At 42.2% G+C, this 25,000-nt stretch carries 16 protein-coding genes, 1 tRNA gene and 2 pseudogenes (2 of these 19 cut by a window edge); 9 read left to right on the forward strand and 10 right to left on the reverse strand.

Features of this window, described 5'->3' with window-relative positions:
* A protein-coding gene (locus tag FHG67_RS15350; protein WP_004498571.1) for a protein-disulfide reductase DsbD family protein crosses the window boundary here: on the reverse strand, positions 1–955 show its 5' portion. The gene continues 416 nt to the left of window position 1, outside the view; the window shows 955 of its 1,371 coding nt (coding positions 1–955); the start codon lies at positions 953–955; its stop codon lies off the left edge, out of view.
* Between the two features lie 344 nt (positions 956–1,299).
* Here FHG67_RS15350 and FHG67_RS15355 point away from each other — a divergent pair, with 344 nt between their 5' ends.
* The gene (locus FHG67_RS15355; protein WP_002619030.1) at positions 1,300–2,028 is read left to right on the forward strand and encodes a hypothetical protein; all 729 of its coding nucleotides are present in this window, start codon (positions 1,300–1,302) and stop codon (positions 2,026–2,028) included.
* 776 nt (positions 2,029–2,804) lie between these two features.
* Here the strand turns inward: FHG67_RS15355 and glnA are convergent.
* A complete protein-coding gene (glnA, locus tag FHG67_RS15360) occupies positions 2,805–4,226 on the reverse strand; it encodes a type I glutamate--ammonia ligase (protein WP_002556319.1) in 1,422 nt (473 codons plus the stop codon).
* 317 nt (positions 4,227–4,543) lie between these two features.
* Between glnA and FHG67_RS15365 the strand changes: the two genes are divergently transcribed.
* The 3 genes from FHG67_RS15365 (at position 4,544) to FHG67_RS15375 (ending at position 6,305) form a co-directional block, all read left to right on the forward strand.
* Positions 4,544–5,866 (forward strand): hypothetical protein, encoded by a 1,323-nt coding sequence (locus FHG67_RS15365; protein WP_004498600.1) that lies wholly within the window; start codon positions 4,544–4,546, stop codon positions 5,864–5,866.
* Between the two features lie 59 nt (positions 5,867–5,925).
* A tRNA-Met gene (locus tag FHG67_RS15370) sits at positions 5,926–5,999 on the forward strand.
* A 21-nt stretch (positions 6,000–6,020) separates the two neighbouring features.
* Positions 6,021–6,305, forward strand: coding sequence for a Cys-rich protein (locus tag FHG67_RS15375; RefSeq protein ID WP_002556322.1), 285 nt, complete (start codon positions 6,021–6,023; stop codon positions 6,303–6,305).
* Positions 6,306–6,510: 205 nt separating this feature from the next.
* Here FHG67_RS15375 and FHG67_RS15380 read toward each other — a convergent pair whose 3' ends face one another.
* Complete coding sequence (locus FHG67_RS15380; RefSeq protein WP_036075906.1) at positions 6,511–9,285, reverse strand: chromosome segregation SMC family protein; 2,775 nt, start codon at positions 9,283–9,285, stop codon at positions 6,511–6,513.
* 90 nt (positions 9,286–9,375) lie between these two features.
* Here FHG67_RS15380 and FHG67_RS15385 point away from each other — a divergent pair, with 90 nt between their 5' ends.
* Complete coding sequence (locus FHG67_RS15385) at positions 9,376–11,211, forward strand: motility associated factor glycosyltransferase family protein (RefSeq protein ID WP_004501943.1); 1,836 nt, start codon at positions 9,376–9,378, stop codon at positions 11,209–11,211.
* Between the two features lie 280 nt (positions 11,212–11,491).
* Here the strand turns inward: FHG67_RS15385 and FHG67_RS15390 are convergent.
* From FHG67_RS15390 to FHG67_RS15405, 3 genes and pseudogenes are all read right to left on the reverse strand, one after another.
* A pseudogene (locus FHG67_RS15390) lies at positions 11,492–12,073 on the reverse strand (peptidase M23); the annotation flags it as partial.
* 221 nt (positions 12,074–12,294) lie between these two features.
* Positions 12,295–12,768, reverse strand: coding sequence for a hypothetical protein (locus tag FHG67_RS15400; RefSeq protein ID WP_036075299.1), 474 nt, complete (start codon positions 12,766–12,768; stop codon positions 12,295–12,297).
* A gap of 18 nt (positions 12,769–12,786) precedes the next feature.
* Positions 12,787–16,917, reverse strand: a complete 4,131-nt coding sequence (locus FHG67_RS15405) for a coiled-coil domain-containing protein (protein WP_376767569.1) — start codon at positions 16,915–16,917, stop codon at positions 12,787–12,789.
* 265 nt (positions 16,918–17,182) lie between these two features.
* Here FHG67_RS15405 and FHG67_RS15410 point away from each other — a divergent pair.
* Positions 17,183–17,590, forward strand: a pseudogene (locus tag FHG67_RS15410) (SET domain-containing protein); the annotation flags it as partial.
* A 20-nt stretch (positions 17,591–17,610) separates the two neighbouring features.
* On the opposite strand, the gene FHG67_RS15415 reads toward FHG67_RS15410, so the two are convergent.
* The 3 genes from FHG67_RS15415 to galK all read right to left on the reverse strand — a co-directional run bounded on the left by FHG67_RS15415 (position 17,611) and on the right by galK (position 20,961).
* The gene (locus FHG67_RS15415) at positions 17,611–18,201 is read right to left on the reverse strand and encodes a DUF2179 domain-containing protein (RefSeq protein WP_002626165.1); all 591 of its coding nucleotides are present in this window, start codon (positions 18,199–18,201) and stop codon (positions 17,611–17,613) included.
* A gap of 899 nt (positions 18,202–19,100) precedes the next feature.
* Positions 19,101–19,718 (reverse strand): uracil-DNA glycosylase family protein, encoded by a 618-nt coding sequence (locus FHG67_RS15420; RefSeq protein ID WP_085986071.1) that lies wholly within the window; start codon positions 19,716–19,718, stop codon positions 19,101–19,103.
* 100 nt (positions 19,719–19,818) lie between these two features.
* The gene (gene galK, locus FHG67_RS15425; RefSeq protein ID WP_004499498.1) at positions 19,819–20,961 is read right to left on the reverse strand and encodes a galactokinase; all 1,143 of its coding nucleotides are present in this window, start codon (positions 20,959–20,961) and stop codon (positions 19,819–19,821) included.
* Positions 20,962–21,302: 341 nt separating this feature from the next.
* Between galK and FHG67_RS15430 the strand changes: the two genes are divergently transcribed.
* From FHG67_RS15430 to FHG67_RS15440, 3 genes are all read left to right on the forward strand, one after another.
* Positions 21,303–22,640, forward strand: a complete 1,338-nt coding sequence (locus tag FHG67_RS15430; RefSeq protein ID WP_004499522.1) for a glucose-6-phosphate isomerase — start codon at positions 21,303–21,305, stop codon at positions 22,638–22,640.
* Positions 22,641–22,742: 102 nt separating this feature from the next.
* Positions 22,743–23,069, forward strand: a complete 327-nt coding sequence (locus tag FHG67_RS15435) for a hypothetical protein (RefSeq protein WP_002626132.1) — start codon at positions 22,743–22,745, stop codon at positions 23,067–23,069.
* A 369-nt stretch (positions 23,070–23,438) separates the two neighbouring features.
* Positions 23,439–24,329, forward strand: coding sequence for a hypothetical protein (locus FHG67_RS15440; RefSeq protein WP_004499496.1), 891 nt, complete (start codon positions 23,439–23,441; stop codon positions 24,327–24,329).
* Here FHG67_RS15440 and FHG67_RS15445 read toward each other — a convergent pair.
* Positions 24,320–25,000, reverse strand: the 3' portion of a protein-coding gene (locus tag FHG67_RS15445; RefSeq protein ID WP_004499478.1) for a nucleotidyltransferase family protein. The gene runs 48 nt beyond the window's last position; 681 of the gene's 729 nt are visible here — the last part of the coding sequence; its start codon lies beyond the right edge, outside the window; the stop codon is at positions 24,320–24,322. The two genes, FHG67_RS15440 and FHG67_RS15445, sit on opposite strands and share 10 nt — an antisense overlap.

Genomic DNA, 25,000 nt, shown 5'->3' on the forward strand with positions numbered 1-25,000 from the left:
CCGTGGACAAAACCACCCCTCCAAGAAAGAGGGTCTTTTTCATTCTCACGTAACGATTCCATTCTTCCGGAAGAAAGAAGTAAATACAAAGAAGTAGGAATAAAATTCCAAACGCTGACAAAGGGATCGAAGAATCGGAGATTCCCCAACCCAAAAGAGATTTTTGAAAATACGTATAAGAAAAGTATAATACGAAAATTCCTAAGGCCCACTGGATCCAACGCATCCATTTCCCCGACTTAGGAAGACTCAAACCGAAAACTCCGATCATTAAAAACGGAAATCCCAAACCGACTCCGAATAAAAACATCTTAAACGCGGCAAGAAGCACGGAATCAATCGAGATCGCACCGGAACCAGCCGTGATCTGCAAAAGAATCGCGACCACAACCGGACCGACACAGGGAGAGGAAAGAAGTCCGGCGCCCATTCCCAGGAAAAAAGTTCCGCCGCAACCTTGCGCGGTTTTTACCTCCTTGGATTGAAAAAAAGGAAGATGAATCAAATCCAAGGATCCCAAAGCCAATAGAAAAATAAGAATGGAAAGCGCAAGGTTTACGATCGGGTAACGCAAGATTACGTTAAACGCCCCTCCCGAAAAACCAGCGACCAGTCCGAAAGAAGCATAGATTGTGATCAAACCGAGGTAGTAAATCGCAGGATGTAAAATTCTAGGAGAACCTTCCCCCCTAGCCCTTACGATTCCGACCGTGATCGGATACAACGGATATACGCAGGGTAAAAGGCTTGCAAGAATCCCACCTGCAATCAGAAGAAATCCAGAAGTCCAATCAAAGGTCCCGCTGGAAATGCCCTCCGAAACGGACTTTCGAATCCCGGAAAACAAAGAACCGGACGGAGCTTCCGCGGAAAGAGGTAAACCTCCCAAAGTCAGGATGCACAAAATCGCAAAACGAATTAGAAAATTCTTATATTGATAGATTTTCAGTAGCACGAATTAAAAGACCAAAAAATAAAACTTTGTTGCGAGAACTATGCTTCTTCTAAAAAATCAGGGGTCAACCCCGTTTCCGGATAAAATAGCTCTTAAACTCGTAGTTTAGACTCTATGCCGATTTCAAAAAATTATTTTTTTGCCGAGAAGAAAACGAATTCATCCGTTTTCTAAAGGCGAATCGTGCGATTCGACACGATGTAAGAATTCAAAAAATCAGTTCCAAAGCGCCGATTTTTTGAGTCCGAAAGAGAATATCCGATTCTAAATTCCAAAGAAAGCGCCGTATTTTCCGAACATTCCGCTCTCACCTAAATATTAGAATCTGCCGAAAATCACTTTGAATGCGCGTGGAAATCATCAGACCGCTCTACTGCATCCTTTTAGGAATCCTTTTAAACGTGGAGACAACCTGGGTCTCCGCGGAGATCGACCTGGACTATAACTACGAATATGAAAAAAACGGTCCCTATACGAAATTCTCCGATTGGGTGCCCTACAAACTTCACAAATGGGAACCTAAATTTTTAGAAGATTACTACCAACTCTACGGGCTCAAACTTCACTACGGAGAAAACGAACTCAGAAGGAACATTTATTTCCTAAAGATCGGACTAAAGAAACGATTCAGACATCCAAAGAACGCCCTTTGTCCCGTGAAAGACGAGGAAGAATATTATAAATACCGCAATCTTCTTTTTATGCACATCAATCTTCAAATCATGCGCTCGTATATGAGAATCGCGTCCCAATTTGATAAACGACATCTTTACTTCTACAATCTGGATTTCGCGTACGATCTAAATCGTTCCTTCGAGGTCGCAGACGGATTTTATAAGGAAGCGATTCCCTATTGGAAGGAAGCCCAAAGATATGCGGATCGTTCTTCCGAAATCGACTCTGATCTGGATCTGGGAACTCTGGAAACGGAACGTTATGAGATCATTACCGGAAAACTGGATTTCGGAAAGATCATCGAGGATCATCTTTTCCGTTTAGAAAAAAAAAGAAATACGATTCAAGAATACTTGGCAAAACACCCGGACGCGAACAAGCCGCTTCTCGAACAGTAGAAGCTATCTCAAAAATATCTTAGAATGATCGGAATCGGCGTTTTAAGCGAAGATAAAGTATTTTTGAGATAGCTTTTAGTAGTTGTCGGAAGTCCTTACGTTTTAGGGGTCAGATGCCAGAAATCAGTGGATAGTCTGACCTTGCCTAGGAAAGGTTGGCCCATAACCAACCACACAAATACTTGGAACCGAAGATAAATCTGTCGGAATTCCAACAAATCCTCTGTGAAACTTACGCCCAGAGTGACCTAAACACCGACCCATAGGAAGGTGTTTACTGAGTTTAGGAAAGCTCTGCGCTTACGTTCCTTCAACGCGATCCTTAGAGAACGTTGTGCTGAGTTTCCCTGATTTTGGGTGGTGGGGTGATGAGCGACCCGTAGGGAGCCATAACCTTACCCATAAGTAATGGGATTTCAAGATCAATTTGTCGGAATTACGACAAATCCTCTGTGAAATTTAGTTCCCACCCTTATTTTTGGGTGGTGGGGTGATGAGCGACCCGTAGGGAGCAAATCATTGAGCCTGGAGGCGGGAAAACTTGGAAGATTTTTCTCTATCAAAAAATCATACTTCTTGCAAGTAAAAAGTATCATTCTTGTCGGAACACTTGAAAAATATCAGTTTTCGATCCTTATTATCCCAAAAGTCTTCTTAATTTGTGGGGTTGGTTATGCCCCTCCTGCCTAGGCGCAAAAAAAGCCCGAGAAAACTCTCGGGCTTTTCCATTTCTGCAACTGAAACGCGAGCCTCTCGAAAGTCGGCGCACACTTCGACTAACAGGAATACGTAGTAAGAAATTCGAACGGGTGAGGTCTTCCTTCCCAAGGCCAAATTTCGGTTTCAAACTTATACGCTTTGTAAGTCTGAATAAATTCTTCCGTAAACACGTCTCCTTTTTTTAGGAACTCTTTGTCCAAGAGCATGTGTTCCACGGATTCACGAAGTGTGTGAGGCATTTGTTGAATTCCCTTCTCGCGGATTTCATCCAGAGAAAGTTCGAAAAGATCCTCTTCCCGAGGTGGCCCCGGATCGATTTTCTTTTGAACTCCGTCGATACCCGCCATAAGCATCGCCGCAAAAGCAAGATAAGGATTTGCGGAAGAATCAGGAAAACGGAACTCAACTCTTCTCGCTTTGTCTCCGCTTACGAAAGGGATACGGCAGGAAGCGGAACGGTTCTGAGCGGAATACGCTAAGATAGAAGGAGCTTCGAAACCGGGAAGAAGTCTTTTATAAGAATTCGTGGAAGCGTTTGTAAAAGCCGCACAGGCTTTTGCATGAGAAAGAACCCCGCCGATATAGTTCATAGCGGTATCGCTTAAATTTTGGTAACCTTTACCCGCGAAAAGGTTCACACCGTTTTTCCAAATGGACTGGTGACAGTGCATACCGTTACCGTTGTCTCCGTAAAGAGGTTTCGGCATGAAGGTTGCAGTTTTACCGTAGTTATGAGCCACCATCTTAACAACATATTTCAGTTTTTGAACGTTATCCGCCGCTTCGATCAGAGTTCCGAATTTAACACCGATCTCACCTTGACCCTGGGCAACCTCGTGGTGAACCACAAAAGTTTCCATACCGATCTGGTGAAGAGTCTTAACAATCGCGGCTCTCAGATCCACTTGAGAATCCACAGGGGCTACCGGGAAATAACCGCCTTTGGTTCCGGGACGGTGACCTGTGTTTGTGGAACCGGGAAAGTCGGTGTGGGAATTCCAAATCCCTTCCGAAGAATCGATTTCGTAGTATTGAACGTTGATCGCGTCTCTTACTTTGATGTTGTCAAAGATAAAAAATTCGTTTTCAGGTCCAAAATACGCAGTGTCAGCGAGACCGGAGGACTCAAGATATTTCAGAGCTTTTTTCGCGATAGAACGAGGACATTTTTCGTAAAGAGTGCCTTTGTAGATATCAAAAACGTCGCAGAAAACGACAAGAGTCGGATCGGCAGTAAAAGGATCTAAGAAAATCGCATCGGTATCCGGAATCAACTGCATATCGGACCTATCGATCGGTTGCCAAGCAGGGATGGAACTTCCATCAAACGGTAAACCTTTAAAGGAATCTTCGGTAATCGCGATCGTGTGATACGATACGTGGTGCCAAGCTCCTTTGATATCCGTAAAACGGAAATCGTAGAAAAGAACGTTATTCGCCTTGGCATATGCGATAACTTCACTAGGTGTTCTGGACATTCTATTCTCCTGTTAGTCTTCGAGTATTAATCGTTAATTCACGCATTAATGCGTCTGCATTTTTAGTGCAAATATCGTACCATTGAACCGAAATCCGATGATTTCCAAAAAAAGAACCGAAGTCTTTTTTTCTCCGTTTCAAGAACGAATCCGGAATCAAAGTAAAATTCCTTGAAAGACAGGCAAGCCCTAAAATACACTGCGGTTGCAGATTTTATCTTTTTTCCAATTCAATTGGCAACTAGCTCAAATTTCGTACATTATTCGTACCGATAATTTACATTCTGCATAAATATTATTCAGTATTTGAGAAACTAATGAAACAAATTCATTTCCTTACCGAAGCGGAATTGAAACAAAGACTAGATCGAAAAACTTTCGAATCCCTTTTTGAAAATTCTCATCCGGGCGAATTCGTTTTGAAAGAATTTTATGATCAAGTAAGAGTCTGGGCCCAAGAAAGGGATGCGAAGTACTGGATCGAATTTCCGGATTCTATTTTCGAAACATCTGCCAAACCTTTGGCACCTAAAAAATCGGCTTATCGTTCTATCTCACTTCTTTCCGACTTTTCAAATTTTCGTTTTTCAATGTCCCAAGTTCCGTCCAAAATTTTCCCCGCTTATGTTTGGAAAGAATTCATACATTTTCCTTTCGCTTCGAACGAAACCTCTCTTTCCTCTAAAATTGCAACGATCGAAAAAAAAATAGAGTTCCTTTCCGGCAGAAAAATAAATAAGGAAGGCAATACCTCCGTATTCCGACTCGAATTTCAAATTTTATCCGAAAGACCTCTCGATCTTAAAAAAATTTTGGAATCACCAATCCCTGAAAATTTTACGGAAAGAATTATCGAAAAACAAGGAAAGTTCTTTCTCATTACTCCGAAACTAAACGGAGTCCAAAGCCTTTTCGCAATCCACGTTCTCTCCGGTATGTCCGGAAAAATCGAATTCAATTTTTGTAAACTAGCGATCGATCTTTCCGAAAATCGGGAGATAATTCCGATTTGGTTTTCCCGTTCGGGCGCAATTCTTTCGGCAATCGACTTTGAAAATTCTCCCCTTTATACAAACAAAGATTTTTCCGCTTTAGAGATCGCAGTTCCACCTTGGCTGAGTCCATCGTTTTTATTTTTGGTACTAGAATCTTCTCTTCTGGATGTTTGGGAAAATTTAAATACATCTTCTTCGGATTCCAAAATTCCGAATTCCTTTCCTCAATTCGAAAGAAACGAATCCTGGAGAAATATGACGGAACACAGATTCGCTTCCCGTATATCAAGACATTCGGAAGAAGAAGAATTCTTCTTTCATTCCCTTCTTCAAAGAGAATACGAAACCGCCAAGAACGCTCTTGTTTCCACTTTAGAAAACCGAAGAAGAAAATTGGAAGAATTTGAAATTCCGGATCTTTTGAATCGTTTGAAAGTAATTCAGGATTTCTCCCAAATAATTTCTTTCGACGAAACCGTCTCAAAAGATTGGAAATCGATGCAAATGGAAATTACAAATTCCATTTTGGAAAGATGGAAAGAAAAAAAAGAATTAGAAACGAAAAAAATCGAAGAGATTTTCTCGACTTCCACATGGAAAATTCTCATCGAAATCTGGAAGTCTTCCGTCGGAAGGAAACCTTGACAGGGCAATTCCTTTGAAAATAATAGCACTGGAACCGTTTGATCGGGTCCAAACAAAGCGGCGACGTAGCTCAGCTGGTTAGAGCAACGGAATCATAATCCGCAGGTCCGGGGTTCGAATCCCTGCGTCGCTAATCGTTTCAAAGGAGTTGACGTTGAAACATCTTTTTCTATTGATTCTTTCTTTTCTGATTTCGACCGGTTCCGTATCGGCTCAATCCGCCGCTTGCAATGAAATTTGCGGTTTCTATTCCGGTTGTGTGGAACAAAACGCGCCTAGAAAATTAAGCGCGGACGAAAAAACCAAAGTTAAAACGGGTTGTATCAATTCTTGCAAAAAACATACCGCAGCCGTCGCGGCTTGTTTTGAGAACCACAAAAATCAATGCAAACCGTTTAACGAGTGTATCGTAAGCGCATACAATACGAATAAAAAATAAATCTTAGAATTTCATGAGCTTCCTTTGAAGAGCGATGCTGCTCTTCCGTTGAAATGAAAAAGAGCGAAAGCTCTTTTTTTACGCATTCGTTGTTGTTTGCGGGATCGCCGCTCGTGAGAATCGAACGTATTTCCAAAACAAAATTCTAATTTTAGAATTTCTGCATATAGTGGGCGCCGTATTTTTTCCAAACGAAAATTTTCTTTTAAACGGCCGCTTCCGTTACTTTCTCCGCGATAGAAACCGCCTCATTCAATTTCAAAGAAAGGATTTTGGAAATCCCCGGTTCCTCGTTCGTTACGCCAAAAAGGGAATTGGCCCTATTGATCGTGGACTGCGCATGAGTGATTACGATAAACTGAGACTTATCCTTGAACTTATCCAGAATTTGACAGAAGCGAAGCTTATTCGCCTCGTCCAGAGCCGCGTCGATTTCGTCTAAAAAACAAAACGGAGAAGGTTTTACCATATAGATCGCGAAAAGCAGCGCAATCGCAGTCATGGACTTTTCGCCACCGGACAAAAGCCGTAAATTTTGAACGTGTTTACCGGGTGGTTCCGCCATAATTTCGATCCCGGCATTCAAACTGTCTTCGTTTTCCGTTAATTCTAAAATAGCGCGCCCCCCATTGAAGAGAGTGGAAAAAGTTTCCTGAAAATTCTCTCGAATCTTTTCAAAAGTCTCACGGAATAGTTTTTCGGATTCCTCGTTGATTCGACTCAGAACGTCCTCCACGTCCGCTTTCGATTTTTCAATATCTTCTTTTTGAACTCGGTGGTGCTCAAAAATTTCTTTCACACTTCTGTATTCTTCGATGGAAAGAGGATTGATAGAACCCAACATCTGAATGTCGGATTTAAGCCTCTTAAGCTTTACTTCCTCTTTAGTTCTTTCTAAGTTTCTATTTTGAAATTCCGAAACGAGTTCCTGCTCGGAAATGGAATAGTCGTTATAAAGTTCCTCGGTAAACGAATCAATCTGTACTTTCAAACCGGAAACGGTTCTTTCCTTTTCCGTCAGAATAGGAATCAGGTTCTTAAAATCGTCCTGATTCTTTTGAATATCATGCTTTAAGTTTTGGATCTCTTTCAAAATATTCCGAAGAGATTCTTTTTCGGATTCAAGAGCTCGGCTCATATCCAAAAATTCATTGTAACTCGATTCTATCTGTTGTTCTAGCTCGGAAACTTCTCTTTCAAATTCCTGCTTTTTAGAGATCACATTTTGGATGGAATCCTTTGCGGTTTGAATCCTTTTTTGGATCTCTTCCTTCCGTAGTTGGATTGCCTTTCCCGCCTCCAGTCTGGAATTTCTTTCGGAGCCGAGTTCCAAAACTTTTTTTTCCAAAAATACAGTTTGTTCCTTATTGGCTTCCAAACTTTCTCTCAAGGATTCGATTTTTAAACCGGAATCCTTAATGCCCCTCGTAAGATTTTCGTTTTCCAAAATCAGATCTTCGATCTGCTGATCCAAAGCTTCCTTTCTGGATAAAAATCCGTCCCGATCGAAAAGAATGTTTCGAATCATATCCTCAAGATGAACGAACTCTTCGAGTTTGAATCGCAACTCCCCCAGATCCAGAGTTTCCAGAACAGATTGAATCTTCGATTTCTCGGAAAGTTCCAAATCAGATCGTAACGTTTCGATCTTTCGAGAATATTCTGACATCTTGGAAAGGAGGAACTCTTTCAGTTCCTTTCTGCGATTTTCGGTATCGATCGCCTCTTTTTTTCTGGACTCAAGTCGACTAACGAGTTCGAAAATGACTTCTTTGAGTTTTTCACGAAGCTCGTTGTGAGCCTTGTCGTTTGAGACGATCTTTGATTCCTTTTCAAGTACGGAAACGTTTTCGTCCTCGATTTGTTTTTCAAGGCCAAGTTTGGAGTCTTTTAACTTACGTATCTCTTCCTCAAGAAGTTCGACCTCCCCTTCCAACTCGGAAACTTCCTTCTGAATCCTTTCTAGATCGATAACTAACAAACTCAAAGAGGATTCTTCCCCATTGAGGATCGAAGTCATCTCCGAAACTCTTTCTTCGTATTCTAGAATAATCTGTCTGTTTTTCTCGATCTTTTCTTTTTGAATTTTCGTTTGGGAAAGATGATCGTATAGTTTCTTGTCGATTTCGGAAACTCTCACTTCGATTTCCGATTTATCTTTTTCCAACACTTCGATTCTTCCGGTTTCTTCGCCGATCGTATCCAGTAGGGTTTGGTTCTTGTCCTTGATTCCTTGAAGCTCGTCTTCGGACTCTTTCAATTTTTTGGTAAGGGTGGAAAATTTCAAATAACGTATAATCTTGTCGGTTTCGTCCAATTCCGCTTTGAGTTTGAAATAAGCTTCCGCTTTTTCCGCCTGCTTTTCCTTGACTTCCATTTCTTTTTTCATGGAACTCATGATGTCTTGGATTCGGAGAAGATTTTGTTTCGTATCCTCCAAACGTTTGAGCGCCTCTTGACGTTCCAATTTGAACCTGGAAATTCCGGCCGCTTCTTCAAAGATCAGCCTCCTTTCCTCCGGTTTGGAATGGAGGATTCGATCTACCTTTCCCTGTTCCATAATCGAATAAGAAGACTTTCCGATCCCCGTATCCATCAGAAGTTTTTCGATGTCTTTTCTTTGAACTCTGGAATCGTTGATGCAATATTCGTTGTTTCCATCCAGATAAAGACGGCGAGTCATCTTTACCGACGGATAATCCATCTTAATCAATCGGGAAGAATTATCGAAAATGACGGAAACTTCCGCGTAACCCGCCGGTTTACGCGCCTCGGAACCGTGAAAGATTACATCGTCCATCTTTTCCCCGCGAAGACCTTTCGCGGATTTTTCACCGAATACCCATTTGACTGCGTCTACAATGTTCGACTTACCGCTTCCATTCGGTCCCACGACGGCGGTAAATCCGGGGTCTAGAAGAATTTCAGTCTCATCCGCAAACGTTTTGAATCCAACAATATTCAAACTTTTTAAATACATAATTTTTGTGTTTTTCATTTCCGGATGTTCCGGAAAGATGATTCCAATTGACCAGATTTGGGCAGGGAACAGAATGCACCCTGGGTTATTATGTCTCACAATCTCTCCGAAAAGACAAGAGAAATATTCGGGAAAAAGCCGTATTTATCCCTCTACTTTCAAAGGCCCGGAAACCCAAACCTGACCTTTACTCTCAAACCGGCAAAAAATCCTGAAGAATGGTTTTTAGAACTCAACGGCCGCGCGCTCTCAAGCGCCGTAGCGCCTCTCACACAAGCGCAAAGAATTCTTCAAGCTCAAAAAATTTCTCGGACGGATCTGGTAGCGGTGATCGGTCTCGGAAATCCGCATCTCATTTTTGAAGTCCACAAAAATTTAGATCCCGGTCAGGTTCTTCTTCTCATAGATGAAAATCCTGAACTTATCTTTCCTCTTTGGAACGGAATTTTAGAACCTGTGATGGATGTTCCGGGAAGACATTTGTTTCTAGGACATTCCGCCCTGAATCTCCTTTGGAACTATTTGGAATCCCTTCCCGTGGAACGAGTTTCCGGTATCCGAATTTTTAGGAACACGGCAAGTACGTCTTTAAACGAAGCGTATTACGGAGAGTTGGAAATTAAGATCCGTAAAATTCTTTCTTCTAAGATGAGCGATCTTTTGACCAAGTTCGAGTTTGAAAGAATCTGGGTTAGAAACACGTTCGTAAACACCGCAAACTTTCCGGATTCCAAAAACCCGAGAACGAGAATCGAATTCCTAAAAGAAAAATTTTTGAATACTCCCGCGATGCTCGTTTCCGCGGGCCCATCCCTCAGAAGTCAATGCGAATGGATCTCTAAGATCAGAGACAAAGTGTTTTTATTTTCCTGCGATACTTCTCTGAAGGCACTTTTAAAATTCGGAATCGTTCCCGACGGTGTCATCACTCTCGACGCGCAGACTCATTCTTTCTTTCATTTTATGGGAGCAAAATCGTCTAACGTTCCCTTATTTGCGGATTTGGTAAGCTCCCCTTCGATCTTAAGATCGCAAAAGTTCACAAAAATAGTCCATTCTCTAACCGCAAAATACATTGTGGACGCAAGCGGCGAATTTAAACGGGAAGTGACCGCGGGCTCCAAAACCGCCGAAAAACTTCTGGGGCCGATCGGAGACGTCCAATCAGGCGGAAGCGTCGCGACGACCGCCTTTGATCTTCTTCGAAATTTGGGTTGTAAGCCGATTTTTTTAGTCGGTCAAGATCTTGCTTATTCGGGCAGGGAAATTCATTCCACGGGGACGCATCATAACGAAAAATGGCTCACTCTTGTCCGCAGAACGCAAAGCCTTGAAAAAATCAACGAGATGATCATCCGTAAAAGAGACACTCGCCTGGTTCCGTCTGCGAACGGAGGAGAAGTTCTCACCGATTACGTTCTGGATCTTTACAGACATTGGTTTGAGGAATCGTTTAAGACGCTCGACTTTCCGGTTTATAACGTTAACAGCAGAGGGGCAAAAATTGCAAACTGCGAAAACGTTTCCTTGGAACAAGCGGATCTGATTCTTTCCTCCTTCCCTTCTCACGGTTTTTTCTGGAAAGATTTTCTTCCTTGGAAGTCCGAAATATATCCCGAAATTTCCGAGAAAGCGGCCGAGGAATTCCGATCGAACCTTTTGAAAAAAATCCAAAACGTTTTGGAAAAGTTTTCCACTCCTTCGATTCGATACGAATCCTACGAATCAATTCTTTCCGACTTTCAAAAAGGAATCGCCGAATGGGAGGACTTGGGCTTCTTAGTTCGCAAAACAGAAATTTATATTTTACGCCACAAGAACACGTTAGACGAAACTAGAAAGAAAAATCTTTTTTTGGGTGCCGTTCTGAAAGAGTTTACAAGTCTCAAACGCAAACTTTTGGCCGGCGGCTCCGTTTCGCAGTAGTTCCCAATATTTTTTCGGTATCGTTTTTAACGTGAGCAGGGTCGTAAGAAATTCATGATTCATTTTTCTGAAAAGAATCGGATTTTGAATTTGTCCTAAAATCACCCGATTTTAACAAAATCTCTGCGGATTGCTGTAGTTGTTCCTACGTTTTGGGACAGATTCTTCGTAAATTGATTCTTAAAATATGGGAACTGCAACAAATCGCGATTTTACGTACAAATTCTGAAATTGTAGGAATTTCTACTTTTAGAAAATTCTTTCTTATTTTCAACGTAAGCGCCAAACTTCTTCCCATGTTGTAAGAGAAGCTCGTTGACATCGCGTGAGTTGCTTCCTTCTCTGCGATCTTTTGATTTAAATACCAAGCGGGAATTCCAGTCGCTTGCGATATCGCTTCTGTGGTTACGCTCTTCTCGTATGCTTTCATCGCTTGTTTCATGTTAGCACCGCCGACGAGCGCACCTACCAAACTTGCCGGAAGACCGGTTGCTTCTGCGATTGCTCCCGTTACTCTGCTTTGTACTTCGGATTTGACCGCTTCATGTGGTTTTTGGCCTCCGCTCATTCCGTTTAATACGTTAAACAGAAATCCCTTGCTTTCCTTCTCCGCGTCGTTTGCCTTGGCTTGTTTCTCGATTCTGTTTTGGATGTCTTCCGTGTAAATGGAATACTTCTGGCTGGCTCCGTTCAGTTGATTCTCTACATAGTTTGTTCCCAATCCTTTCAAGTTGAAGTTGTAACCCATTTTCGAGATATTAAATCCGGATGTGACGACTAAATACTGCATTCCGTAGCTGACTTCTACCGGTATTCCTTTCACGCTGATTGAGCCTTTTAACTCTCTGCTTCCGCCAAACACTGTATCATCGATGTTCGCTCCTTCATACATGTTTTAGATGTCAGTGAATAGTGATCAGATTTCAGGCGGGAAGGGGAAAGCCTTCCCCTCGCTTCATACCGAGCTTGCTGCTTCTCTAATTTAGCAATGTTTAATCGTTTATTCAAGCTCGGTATTCCGCTTCCCCTTCGCCGGGCTACTTCTTTGTGTCTCATCCCCGGAGCCCTATCTTTCACTTGTTACTAATCTCTCTCCGGTCTCAATCTTGAAAATCCTCGCACGATCCATCTCCCTTCTTTTTCAGGAAAATAGCAATCTATGCCATATTCAAAACGATCTGCTTCAAGCATAACCCAAAGACTTCTGCCACTTTCGCTAATATATTCTTTACTTCCTTTTTTTAAAAGACGCACAACTTCTTCAACGGTGACATGTTTTTCCATATCGGCAAACCCTTCTTTTTGGAAATTACCGCCATACAATTCTTCTCTTGTATGAATCGTATATCCGCTGTATTCATCGCTCACTTCTAAAAAGGGAGAAAAGTTTTTCTTCTCTTGGATGTCCTTCAAAAGTTTCGAAAGCATCACGTCCAGCATTTTTAGTTTCTCTTGCTTGGTATATGTTTTCACTTCCACTTTTGTTTCCTCTTTGTTTCCGGGCTTGTCGCAAGAATTTAGCAAAATGCAACTAACCAGTAATATCCTTAATATCATACTATTCTCATGTCTCCTTTACTTTACTTTCGGTAAGCCTAACTCTAAATGCAGGTGATTGCTGTGCATCACTTTAGCCCCTGGCTTATCAGCCGTTATACGCAAATTTGGCAATGGATTATCCTTAAAATATTCATGCACTGCAGGATCATTAAATTTTACAAAATTTGTATCATAACTTCCAACCCCTTCCGGAATATTTCTGGAAATCGTCTTGATATACTCAATCGTTTTGTCTCGATCGTAGGCCTTATTATTATCATAGTTCAAGCCAGTTGACTTCACTCCAGGTGTTACCATATATGACAGGTCTATCGCATTTCCGTCTTTATGATGCTTGGCATAATACTTTTCACCCGCAATTGCATGAGGATCAATTCCTCCAGATTTGTATCCTAAGTCATTGGTTACAATCGGATAATTTGGATTTGCCTGCTTCCATTCATTGATTGTATTGGAAATCGTATCTACCAATGGTTTCTGTCCAAAGCGATGCTCGTCCGCGGTAGGTTGTTTTGAATTGCTTGAAAACCCTTCGCCTTTCTCATGCAATCGATAGATCAGTTTATCACCTAAGACCGTATCATAATGTTCGGGGCCGGTAGATATTACGGCCGAACTTCTACCTACTACCTTGTCCCACAAATTGCTCGCTCCACTCACAACCGCATTATAAGCATTCGTAAAGAACCCAGTGCTTTGAGTCGGATGCGTAGTTGTAGCGACTTGACTGTTGTTAGCCGCTTTGGCATTACGATAATCGTTTACAAACTTTTCAAGCCCACTCGTATCGTAACCGGCGGCTTTCAAACCGGCAATACTTGCATCCGTTTGAGCTGGACTTTCCTTTCTCCAGTCTGCTTTGAATTCGGCAACATCGGCCGCACTGAGTTGACGACCTCCAGTCGGTTTTCCATCCGGATCAAAAGATCCCGATAACGCTAACGTCTGCCCTGGATCATGTGAAGATGGCGCTCCATGAGCAGGAGTGGGGCCATCATCACCGAAGCCGATTACTCCATGACTTCCGTCTCCTTCATTGCGTCTTCTGTTCTCAAGCTCCACGGCCATTCCGGACGCTGCTGCCGCGCCTTGTTCAGAATTATTTCTGTTTTGAGCGGTTCTTGATTCTGCTTCTTGTCTGGCTTGATACGCCTTCTCTTCATCCGTCTGAGCAACTCCTTGCGCAAGTGCGTTGTTCATCGCATACTGACTCATGAAATCACTGTTAGACGATAACCCGGTTTGAGAATTGTAGCTGAACGCATTCGTTCCCGATACGTTAAAGCTTGCGGTAAATCCGTCTCGTTCACCCCAGGAAAGTCCGCCACTCACGCCTCCAAAGCCCTGTCTGCCCGGACCTCCTTCCACTTTACCATATTGGTCCGTTGAAATGTCTGCGCCCCAGCCGCCATATTCACTTCTCGAAATAGTCGCACCAACTCCAGGTAAGACTACGTTGTTGTTAGACGATAATCCGGCGCTTGTGCCAAAACCGTCCCGGCGGTTGTAACTCACTCCTAAGTTTAAAGAACTTGAATAGGATCCTGTGGTCGCGTTTCTTCCCATTCCCAAGCCGATGCCAGCGTTACCCGAAATTCCATCCCTTTCGGAATAACTAAGTCCTGCGTTAAAACTAAGCGCACTCGTTCCAGCTTGTAAGCCTACGATTGCACCGAATCCACCATCTCTCGTGTAACTCAGATTGTAACTCACCATGCCGCCAGTGTAAGTATTCAAAAACGCATTACCGATGTTAGCTGCTCCGGCTAAAGCGCCATACACACCGCCTTCCACTGCACCTTGTGCGGTTTTGTAAGCTGCCAGGGCTCCTAAAATCAAAAGAGAACTTCCTCCGCTTAAAGGAGCAGCTACCGTTGCCGCTACTGTTACTACGGTATCGATTGTTTCTCGATTCTTGTAAGCTTCTTGACCGATATGATCCGCAAACTTGTTTGCTTGTTTGTTCACGTTATCAGAAGCTTCTTTCACTTGAGAAACAATCCCAGGGGAAGCCGCTTGAATCATCCTACCTTGCGGAGTGTATTCTAATGCCGCAACCGCAGCTTTTGCTGCAATTTGGATTGGCGCAGTCACCATGGTCGCCAAACTTCTTCCCATGTTGTAGGAAAAGCTCGTTGACATCGCGTGAGTTGCTTCCTTCTCTGCGATCTTTTGATTTAAATACCAAGCGGGAATTCCAGTCGCTTGTGATATCGCTTCTGTGGTTACGCTCTTCTCGTATGCTTTCATCGCTTGTTTCATGTTAGCACCGCCGACTAACGCACCTACCAAACTTGCCGGAAGACCGCTTGCTTCCGCGATTGCTCCCGTTACTCTGCTTTGTACTTCCGATTTGACCGCTTCATGTGGTTTTTGGCCTCCGCTCATTCCGTTTAATACGTTAAACAGAAATCCCTTGCTTTCCTTCTCCGCGTCATTCGCTTTCGCTTGTTTCTCGATTCTGTTTTGTATGTCTTCTTTGTAGATTTCATACTTCTGGCTGGCTCCGTTCAGTTGATTCTCTACATAGTTTGTTCCCACTCCTTTTAACTTGAAGTTGTATCCAATATTTGATATGTCAAACCCCGATGTGACCACCAAATACTGCATTCCGTAGCTGACTTCTACGGGTATCCCTTTGACACTCACCGAGCCTTTCAGTTCTCTACTGCCTCCAAAGACTGTGTCGTCGATGTTCGCTCCCTCGTACATCGACTTCCCGATCTTCTTCATCTCTCCGCTTTGATCTTGGAAGCTTTCTTGATTAAAGTTGTATTTGGAGCCTTGTTCGTGATAATTTTTTAGGCCTCCCATTTCTCCTGAAAATGCTTTCTTCAAGTCGCTTGGCAACGCTTGGAATGCGGTTAAGTAAGCCTCCTTACTCGATTCATACAATTTCTTTTGATAGCTTTCTACTTCTTGATTCTGTGCGTATTCTTCTTTGATTTCATTCGTCTTGTTGCTAAACTGCGCGAACATTTGTTCCACGTTCTTTTGAAGATTGTCGATATAGTTCTTTACGCCGATCGCCATTTCCGCGTTAAATCTTGTGGAATTCGGATTCATCATATCCACGCTCAAGTTTCCGGGATTAAACTTCGTCTCAATTCGTATATATTGATATTCTAAATCGGGAGAATAACTTGTTTCCTTCATCGCGCTTCCGTCGATTTCGATTTCCCCGCTGTAGATCTGTCTGTAGGCGGAAATTCCTTCTCCGTCCGTTCTAAATCCGTAGCCCGCTTCTCGGAGATACTTGTATTGGTCTCCATTTGTGAGGGCTTCGAGAAGTGTCTTTTGCAAACTCTCGCTTCTTTCTTCGTTGTCTTTTTGGAGTTTCTTCGCGTAGTCGTCTAAATACTTCGACACTGCGCTGCTTGCCGCTAGGTTGATCGCTTGGCTGCTTCCTTGTAACAATGTTTGCAAATTGGAAAGATCGTTCTGATTCGTTACAAGCGAATTCATATGAGAAAGTAATTCATTCACTTTCTCTTGTTTCTCTTCCAGCTCTTTCTCTTGTGCTTGGATGTATTGAGCGACTCCGTTATTGCTTACTTCTTGCGGTAGTGCGCTCTGGATGCTTGCAATCATTTCTTGCAATCCGTCTAACAGTCCTTCACCGATGTTTTTCTCTGCTAGCTCTTTCGATTGCGCCAAGAGTCTCTCCACCCGTTCTTTGTTCTCTTCTCCTTGTTTGTTTAAGTTAGAAGCCGTCTGAATCATTCCTTGGATTTGATTGTAGCTTTCTCCTTCCGCGATAATCCCCGCGACTTGATTCTTTCCTTCTTGAATCTGTTTGCCTATTTGCGTCGTATTCTGGAAGTTCTTGTTGAGCAGTGTATCTCTGTAACTTAAGAACGAATTTTTCGTAAAGGTAAGCCCCCGGTTATCCACTTCACTTGTAATCTCTTCTCCCAAGTTGTAGTATTTCTTTTTCAAGAATCCTACTGCGTTGTTCTTTTCTCTCACAGCGTAACTAGTGTAAAGCGCGGCTTCGTCGAACTTCGCTTCACTCTTGGCCTTCTCCGCTAACTCTTGATATCTTTCGGATTTTTCGAAGTATTCGTTTGCGGTTTTTAAGTAACCTCTTTCTTCATCGATTACTTCCGCTTGTAACGTTGTTGCGACTGCAATGTCTGCTATCATGTCCCCATACAGGGCTTCTTTGGTTTGGCTTGTGTTGTTGCGACCGTTAAAGTTAAACCCTCCGTTGACTCCATTGATTTCATTTTGCCAAAAGCTTTGGTTTTGTCCGTTCGTTGTTATCTGAGTTTGGATCTGGTTGATTTCCGTATTGTCTACGATATATGCTCCGTTTCCGTAGATCGTTTGGGCAAGTGCATTGATTCTGTTACTTGCGTTTAGTTCCGCACTTTTGTATGTTTCACTTCTTCCAAAAGAATCCGCGATCGTTCTAACGGTCGACGAAGCCGAATCGCTTCCCGAATCCGAAAAGGACATTTTCATGAAATACGGATACGATGTGGACTTCGGGTTAGTGACCGGACCTACCAGCGATCAGTATGTAATCAACCATTCCAATTTCATGAATCACTCCTGCGATCCGAATATGTGGTACGATCAGGATGACAACATCGTAGCAAAAAGGGAAATTCAAGCGGGAGAAGAGCTTACCATCGACTACGCGAATTTTATCGTAAATTTCGACCAAACCTTTGAGTGCTGTTGCGGGTCGCCAAACTGTAGAAAATTTATTCGGAAGGACGATTGGAAACTTCTGATTCATGAATATCAGATGAACTTTCCAAAATTTATCCAAAAAGAAATCAAAAAGCTTTATGTCAAAATTCCGGTCTAAAGAGGCTCAAAACGAAAATCTTACTTTCTAACCTTTAGAATCTTTTCCAGGATTCCTATCCTGAGAAGTCCTGGAGAATCTTCCGACACTGCAGTATTGGTGCTTCGGGCGTTTTCTATTGAATAGAATACGTCCGGTTCCACGTTCTTGACAATCGTCATTGCCTGACCGATTTTTTTTCTTTTTAAAACCGTAAAAACGATTTTCACCGGACCGCGGCTTCCCTGCCCGTTCATCGCCGTAACTCTGTATCCGGCCTCAGCAAGTTTGCTTGCGATTTCATCTCCGTTTCGTGGGGAAATGATTCTCAAAAGAGAAAAACCGATCGCCAGTTTTTCTTCGAGAATCATTCCGATAAAAGTGCCTGTCGCAAATCCTCCCGCATACGCGAGATAACACAGGATGTTATTTAGATTTTTAATGACCTGGGTGATCACGACGACCCAGAGAAGTACTTCCAAAAAACCGAGAGAGGCCGCAATTCCCTTTTTCTCTCTAGTCAGAAGAATCACTCGGATCGTTCCGATCGATACGTCGGTAACTCGGGCAAGAAAGATAAAACAAGGAAGGATGCAATAATCGAAGACAGGATTTCCGGGGCTCAGTTCCATACAAGACAAGAATCGCCGAAAGAAGGATTCTCGTCGATGAGAATTGTATCGTTCCACTTTTCTATATTTCTCGTTAAGACGAAACGTTTCCTATAGGAGCGGAAACCTTGATAAAGAAAATTGAATATTTACCGTTTCATGGTTTCGGAGTAAAAAAGATCAATCACCGACTTATTTTAACGTGAGTTCGGTATAACAAAATACGAAAGAATTTTCTAAAAGTAAAAATTCCCGCAATTCCAGAATTTGTTCGTAAAATCGTGATTTGTGGTGATTCCCGTATTTTACCATAACCAACCCACAAATTGAAAAGGCTTTTGGGATAATAAGGATCAAAAACTGATATTTTTCAAGTGTTCCGATAAGAATGATACTTTTTACTTGCAAGAAGTATGATTTTCTGATAGAGAAAAATCTCCCGAGTCTTTCCACCTATTTCGCGACCCTTAGAGAGCGAAATAGAGTTTATTCGCCCCGCCACCCAAAATCAGGGTGGGGCCTTCACAGAGGATTTGTCGGAATTCCGACAAATTTATCTTTGGATCCAAGTATTTGTGGATAAGGTTATGGTATTTTACTGATCCCTATAAAATAGAGTACCGTTAATTTGAGTATAAATCCCACGACGTTTAGACGCGGAATTTTAGGCACTCTATTATGTGGAAATGAGTAAGAATCAATTTACAAAGTTCAGATTCCAACTCTTTTCAGAAAAATGAATCATGGATTTCTTACGACCCTGCTCACGTTATTTTAGAAGTTATCTCAAAAATATCTTTAGAATTCGACATTTTAAGCAAAGATAAAATTTTTGAGTAGCTTTTAGTTTCTGAATGAATCTCTCCATTCGTTCGCATTACATTTTATAAGAAACAGAAAGTTCCCCAAAAAAACTTCGATCAAATAGAAAATTCCTCCCGAATCACCGGATGATTCTTGAGTATATCCAATGCTTCTCGTATCAATTTTTTACCGGTTTCCGTATGATTCCATACATTAAGTCCGGACGGGTGTGGCAACGGAATCCAATCGAGCCGGACTCCGTAGAATTCCCGTGAAAAAGTTTTACCGATCACGTCCTCAAGTTTGTATTTTCCGAATTCAAACAACTGATCGATCGCGAGTTTGCCGATAGGAATCAAAAGTTCCGGTTTATGAAAACGGACTTCAAACTCGAGAAACTCGGAACAGTTCTTCACTTCTTCCAAATCAGGTTTACGATCCCCGCTTTTCGCCTTACCGGGAAAACATCTGCAAACAGCGGACATGTTCACTTTACTTCGAAAAGTTTCCTCATCGATCCCTATTTTTTTGAACCAGCCGAAAAGAGTTTTTCCCGCCGTATAGGCAAAAGGTTTGCCAAATCTTTCTTCGTGAATTCCGGGAGCCTGGCCTAGACTGATAATTCTTGAGGAAGGAATACAACCGTGAACCGGATTGCCCTGCATTTTGGGACATTTCCTACAACTCAAAAGACGATGAATATGATTCGAATATTCTAATTTACTACTTTTCATGGGACGGAGAGATTGAATCGATAAATATTCTGAATATACACTTCAAATTCTCTTTCATTCAAAAATTTAAAACCTGTCCGTAATATATATTTTCGGATTTTTAAAATTCCCTGACTCCGTCGGAGATTCGAACCGAATATAATTCCGGCTCGATTCCGAATTTTCCGAAGTAACGAATCTTTATCTTTTCAAACAAAGTATTTTTTCTACCCACTTTGTCCAGTATCAAAATACAACCGCCAAAACCGCCTCCGATCATTCTCGCGCCCAGAGTTCCTTGGACTTTCAGTTCTTCTACGATAAAATCCGTTTCGTCACAGGAAACTTCGTAATTTTTGGAAAGAGAATCGTGGCATTCGAAAAGGATCTCGCCCACCTTTTGCGAGTTACCGTTCTTTAAACTTTCGATTACTTTCAAAGTTCTTAATCTTTCTCCGACGATATGTATCGCTCTTTTTATTTCGATTTCATTAAGACCTTTTTCCAAATCCTCCAGTTCGGCTTGATAAAGCGTTCGAATGGAAGGTTTGTGTTTTCTGATTTTATAAAACGCGGATTCCACTTCTTTTCTACGGCGATTGTAGTCACTGTCCTTCAGAGAATGTTTTACTTTCGAGTCGATCAGATAAAACTCGCAACCTTCCAAATCCATCTCATGAAAATCGTATCGTAAACTTTCCGTATCGAGAGAGATACAAAACCCTTCCTTTGCGGTGGAAATTACAAACTGATCCATAATTCCACAACGAACACCGACAAAATGATTCTCGGCCCTTTGACCGAGCAAAGCGATTTCTTCTCTGGAAAATTTCCAGTCGTGAATTTCACAAAGAGCAAACGCGACTGCGACTTCAAACGCAGCGGAAGAAGAAAGCCCGGCGCCTTGAGGAATATTTCCCCAGACTACAAGATCGAAAAAATCCGAAATGAAATTGAGTTTTCTAAATTCTTCGATCACTCCATAAACGTAATTTACCCAAGAACGTTCGGAATCGAACACGATTGATTCCGTTTCAATTTTTTCTCCGGAAGAAACGGAATAAATTCTAAATTTTTGTTCTTTATTTTTACGAATCGCAATTCGAATCGAAAAGTCGATCGCCGCGGGAAGAACGATTCCCCCCGCGTAATCCACATGCTCACCGACTATGTTGATTCTTCCGGGAGCCGAGAAAAAACGAATGTTTCCACCGCTCGAAGGAAATTCACTTTTTAGAATTTTTGTTAATTCCTCTCGGTTCATTCAATCCTTTTTAGAAATCCCGAAGACATTGCTAGGGGACTCTCGCTCTAGTCAATCCTTCTCTTTCTTTTGCAATCGTCCTAAATCGTAATTTCCCACTCATCCTACGAAATAGTGTGTCCAAAATTCTGTGTCGAAACGCGGGATTTGCGCTCAAATTAACGGTATTCTATTTTATAGGGACAGAGATTTGAAAGTCCAGCGTCATCGCAAGCACGTACGATTCGGATTTTTCTTGCCCGCCGATTTCGTTTTTCCAAACTGTGCAAGCGTTCCCTTTTCGCGCGAATTTAGAAGGCTTTCGTCACTAGAAATCTGAAAAGGGAATTTCGTAATAAATTATGATTCGATTAGAAACCAGATTCGCTTCTTCCTTTGTACATTCCCGGAAATTCGAATCTTTTTTAACGGAAGCGGAATCTTCTCGACGTATACTTCATTCTTTTCAGGGGAAAGGAAACGAATATTTAGGATGGTTGAACCTTCCCAAAGAAATCAAAGAATCGGAAATCGAAAAAATTATCCAAGTCGCTCAGCGATTCAGAGACTCTTCCGAAGTAATCGTTGTAATCGGAATCGGAGGCTCCTATCTCGGTTCCCGAGCCGTACTGGAAGCGACCCTTCCATTTTTCAGACGACCCTCCAAAGGGAATCCGGAAATCTTTTTTGCGGGACATCATCTAGAATCCAGATATTTGTCCGAATTGATGGAATATCTCCAAGACCGAGATTTTTCGGTGAACGTCATCTCCAAGTCTGGAACGACAACGGAACCAGCGATCGCATTCCGCCTATTTTGGGAGCTACTTCGTAAAAAGTACGGAGCGGGCGCGGCTTCGAGAGTTGTGGCCACCACGGACTCTTCGAAAGGCGCCTTAAAGACGTTCGCGGACGCGGAAGGGTTCGACACGTTTACAATTCCGGATAACGTAGGCGGAAGATATTCCGTTTTAACACCGGTCGGGTTATTTCCGCTGGCTGCGGCGGGGATCCCGATTCGAAAATTCATATTAGGATCTAGGAATATTTTAAAGGATCTTCACGCCGAATCCGATCCCGTCCGAAATCCGGCCACCTATTACTCCGCCTTTAGGAATTATTTTCTATCCGAAGGAAGACATATAGAAATATTAGCGAACTTTAATCCTTCACTACGATATATTTCCGAGTGGTGGAAGCAATTGTTCGGGGAAAGCGAAGGAAAAGAGAACAAGGGAATTTTTCCCGCCTCCATGGATTTTACGACCGATCTACATTCTCTCGGACAGTACGTTCAAGAAGGCAAACGAATTTTATTCGAAACGGTTCTAAGCCCTTCCGACGTTCGTTCCAACCTGATTTTGAAGCCGACCCCGGACAATTTGGATTCTCTGAATTTTCTTTCGGGAAATACGCTCGGACACGTGAACGAACAGGCCAGACTCGGAACCCTACTTGCGCATGCGGACGGCGGAGTTCCCTGTTTGGAACTCATTTTTCCGGATATATCTCCCGAATCCTTGGGAGAAGTAATGTATTTTTTTGAATATTCCTGCGCGGTCTCCGGTTATTCGTTAGGTGTAAATCCCTTCGATCAACCCGGAGTAGAAGCATATAAAAAGAATATGTTCGCCCTTTTGAATAAAGCCGGCTTTGAAAAAAAGGGGAACTTTCTTCGCAAAAGAATTTTAGGAGACTAAAAGCCAAAGTTATACCTCCATGATGTTGGAAAGAAAGACTCCTTTTCAACGAAACTAACTTTCTTACTTGACATCTTTTAAAATCGGGAGATGGATGAAAGAATGAAGAGGTGCGAAATCGGTTTTCCTCTAACGTCTCATATTCTGACGTTTTCGTTTCTGTCGATTTCCATCCTTTCTTCCAGCAATTTTCCTGGGAAGTTCCATCCTCACAAACAGACAATAAACGGGGTTGAATCCGAATACAAAGAGCCGGTTCAATTGGAGGAAGAATTCGAATTCCTTCTTGGTTCCCTCTCTTTAACACATAAAAACATTCCATTCGTATTCAAAGGCAAAATCACTTCCCTCCAGGATAGGTTCCAATTCCATTTCTGTAACATCCAAACTCTCAATCTGTCGAATTTGCCTCCTCCTTCTCTCGCATAACTAGTGTAATACTCCTAGTTTTGTCCTCACTGTTTTACAGTCCGTTCACTTGCCATATTGAGTGCGACGTATTTAGGTCTTTGATCCTCACTTTTGTCACAGTTGATTTCAGATATTGTCTTTATTATTATTTGCAACTTACGGATCTCCAAATTTTGTCAATCCAGGTTTTTTAAGAATCGATTCGTTCCTCTCGATTGGTATACTTTTTCTCGCGGAATCGAACATAACGAGATTCCAATTCGGAGAAAATCGATTTCCTAAATTCTAAAGTTCGCATATATTCTTTTTCCTAACCGAGTTAAAAATAGGTTTTCTTTCTCGAAAAACTTAGATAGTTTTTTTGGGGAATTTTCTCCTTAAAAAAAAATGGACCAAGAATTCAAAAGATGGCCTCATCTTCTCAAGATGATCGAAGCCGGCGCACGAATCGAACTTACGGGATATATATTCAACAATATCTTTCGACTGAATCTGGAAAAATTCGTAAAACTCTGCCTCGAAAACTACGACAAGAACGATCTGGTTCCCTTTGTTTGTTCCGTAATTCAGGAAATGCTTTTACGCGCCGGAATCTCCAACTTGAGAGAACATTTTTCCCAGGAAAACGGAATCGATTTTTTGGATCAAAATTCGTTCGATTATAACGAGGAGGAATTTAGAAAATTCTTAAATACCCTAGACCCACGTTCGGTGCGAGACTCCCTAAAGACGAAAGGTTTATTTTTAAAAGTAATCATCCGCCACAATCGCAAGAGGTTTAGCGCCGAAGTATTAAATAACTCCAAAGCGATTCCTTTTATGGAAGAATTTCTGAAACAATACGTCGCATTCTCTATGGAATATAAGGATTTAATGGATTACTATCAATTTTATCCCGAAGACAAGGAAGGCAGGAACTTAGGACTCGCATTTTCGATCCTGACGCTCCGGGAAATCGGATTAAGACCGGAGTTGTCTCGAATCAGTACCGGAGAAGGGATATATGCTTTCAGAATAGAAATCCCTCTCGGAGAGGAATACGGGAGTATTCGCGAACAAATCTTGAACGACAAGGAAATTTTTCCCTTTCCGAAAGGCAATCGTAAACGGGCAAACGAACCTCCTTGGCAAACGAACCCTTGTAGTCATTGCGGAAGAACCGTGGACGATCGGATTTTATTTTCCAAAATTCCGGACGATATTCCGATCAAAAATATTCCGAAATCCGTCCAAACGGAAAACAAAATCTGCGCTTGGTGTGTTGCTTCCTATCTCTGAACAGAAATCCGACAGAGTTCCAAAAATTCCTCCCAACGAGAGCCCAAACGTTCCGAAAAATCTTTTTCCTTTAAAGAAATATAATATTCTTTTTCTCCCAAGTCGAGCACCTCTCCGGGAAATAATCTTCCGGCTAATCTTTGTTTGGCGGAAAGTCCTTTGAAAATATTAGAAAGATCGAAAAAGGTTTCCGGTTGAATTCCGCTCAGAATCCCGCTGTTCAACACGGAAATTCCGACATAAAATAGATTTCCCCTTCGGAAAACGATCTTCCCGTCGTTGAGCTCTAATCCGGTATAATTCGCGGATTCCGGTTGGGGTAAAAGATACAAAAGACAATCGTTTTCCGAAAGAGAATTTGAAATTTGGAAAAAATTTTCCGGAAAATAAAGAAAGTCCGGGTTTACGATCCCGATCGTTTCTCCCATCCAACCGGCTTTTTCCAGTCCGGTTCTAATTCCTCCCGCGGTTCCCAAGATTTCTTTTTTTTCCTCCGAAAATACCAAAGGAAAAAGAGAAAACGTTTCAAGCTCTTTGCGGATCTTTTCCCCTAGGTAGTGTGTGTTGATGACCGCACCCTCCGCGTTTTGTTTCCAAATCTGGAATAAAGAATAATAGATGAGAGGGATTCCGTTTACGGGAAGTAAGGGTTTCGGAATGTCTTTTGTCAG

Origin of the sequence: Leptospira weilii (genome assembly GCF_006874765.1) — a bacterium.
Lineage (GTDB): Bacteria > Spirochaetota > Leptospiria > Leptospirales > Leptospiraceae > Leptospira > Leptospira weilii.

What these genes read in the sequence shown, in the direction of transcription:
- FHG67_RS15435 (WP_002626132.1), top strand. Translation starts at nt 22,743, where the DNA reads ATGAAGAGGTGCGAAATCGGTTTTCCTCTAACGTCTCATATTCTGACG.
- FHG67_RS15430 (WP_004499522.1), top strand. Translation starts at nt 21,303, where the DNA reads ATGATTCGATTAGAAACCAGATTCGCTTCTTCCTTTGTACATTCCCGG.
- FHG67_RS15380 (WP_036075906.1), bottom strand. Translation starts at nt 9,285, where the DNA reads ATGTATTTAAAAAGTTTGAATATTGTTGGATTCAAAACGTTTGCGGAT.
- FHG67_RS15405 (WP_376767569.1), bottom strand. Translation starts at nt 16,917, where the DNA reads ATGATAGCAGACATTGCAGTCGCAACAACGTTACAAGCGGAAGTAATC.
- FHG67_RS15355 (WP_002619030.1), top strand. Translation starts at nt 1,300, where the DNA reads ATGCGCGTGGAAATCATCAGACCGCTCTACTGCATCCTTTTAGGAATC.
- galK (WP_004499498.1), bottom strand. Translation starts at nt 20,961, where the DNA reads ATGAACCGAGAGGAATTAACAAAAATTCTAAAAAGTGAATTTCCTTCG.
- FHG67_RS15385 (WP_004501943.1), top strand. Translation starts at nt 9,376, where the DNA reads ATGTCTCACAATCTCTCCGAAAAGACAAGAGAAATATTCGGGAAAAAG.
- FHG67_RS15400 (WP_036075299.1), bottom strand. Translation starts at nt 12,768, where the DNA reads ATGATATTAAGGATATTACTGGTTAGTTGCATTTTGCTAAATTCTTGC.
- glnA (WP_002556319.1), bottom strand. Translation starts at nt 4,226, where the DNA reads ATGTCCAGAACACCTAGTGAAGTTATCGCATATGCCAAGGCGAATAAC.
- FHG67_RS15365 (WP_004498600.1), top strand. Translation starts at nt 4,544, where the DNA reads ATGAAACAAATTCATTTCCTTACCGAAGCGGAATTGAAACAAAGACTA.
- FHG67_RS15415 (WP_002626165.1), bottom strand. Translation starts at nt 18,201, where the DNA reads ATGGAACTGAGCCCCGGAAATCCTGTCTTCGATTATTGCATCCTTCCT.
- FHG67_RS15440 (WP_004499496.1), top strand. Translation starts at nt 23,439, where the DNA reads ATGGACCAAGAATTCAAAAGATGGCCTCATCTTCTCAAGATGATCGAA.
- FHG67_RS15420 (WP_085986071.1), bottom strand. Translation starts at nt 19,718, where the DNA reads ATGAAAAGTAGTAAATTAGAATATTCGAATCATATTCATCGTCTTTTG.